The sequence below is a fragment of the Lysinibacillus sp. GbtcB16 genome (assembly GCF_019091145.1).
GTDB classification, from domain to species: domain Bacteria; phylum Bacillota; class Bacilli; order Bacillales_A; family Planococcaceae; genus Lysinibacillus; species Lysinibacillus fusiformis.
Genome location: NZ_JAGXJV010000275.1, coordinates 1 through 286, shown reverse-complemented (window position 1 = coordinate 286; position 286 = coordinate 1). Strand labels below are relative to the sequence as shown.

Sequence of the window (286 nt, the reverse complement as noted above, 5' to 3'; positions counted from 1 at the left end):
GCTACGGGTATAACTGGCGCTACAGGTATTACAGGAGCTACTGGCGCGACTGGAACTACTGGTGTGACTGGGGCTACTGGAACTACTGGTGTGACTGGCGCTACAGGTATTACAGGAGCTGCTGGCGCGACTGGAACTACTGGTGTGACTGGGGCTACAGGTATTACAGGAGCTGCTGGCGCGACTGGAACTACTGGTGTGACTGGGGCTACTGGAACTACTGGTGTGACTGGGGCTACTGGTGATATCGGAGCTACTGGCTCTACTGGCGTTACCGGAGCTACTG

1 protein-coding gene is annotated in these 286 nt (G+C 56.3%); it reads left to right on the top strand.

Going from position 1 to position 286, the window contains the following annotated elements:
- On the top strand, positions 1-286 hold a 286-nt coding region (locus KVT27_RS24245), incomplete at both ends, for a hypothetical protein (RefSeq protein ID WP_217582138.1).